Source organism: Bacteroides muris (ex Fokt et al. 2023) (genome assembly GCF_024704895.1).
GTDB classification, from domain to species: Bacteria; Bacteroidota; Bacteroidia; order Bacteroidales; family Bacteroidaceae; genus Bacteroides; species Bacteroides muris.
Genome location: NZ_JAMZEE010000162.1, coordinates 1 through 210, shown reverse-complemented (window position 1 = coordinate 210; position 210 = coordinate 1). Strand labels below are relative to the sequence as shown.

Sequence of the window (210 nt, the reverse complement as noted above, 5' to 3'; positions counted from 1 at the left end):
TTTACTGTCATGCACATTAGCTATGGTGACCATAACGGCAATAAGAAAGCCATTCTTATCCACTATGACATGCCGTTTTATGCCTTTTACCTTTTTGTTTCCATCAATACCGTTCAAAGAAGCATTGTTCCCACATCTGACGCTTTGACTGTCCATAATTCCTACACTGGGTTCCATGCTTTGACCGCGTTTCACACGTACATGCCCACG

The 210-nt window shown here is 42.9% G+C and carries 1 protein-coding gene; it reads right to left on the bottom strand.

Going from position 1 to position 210, the window contains the following annotated elements:
* Positions 1 to 177, bottom strand: a 177-nt coding sequence (locus M1B78_RS18685; protein WP_257941522.1) for a transposase, incomplete at its 3' end; no start/stop codon positions are given.
* Positions 178 to 210: the final 33 nt, after the last annotated feature.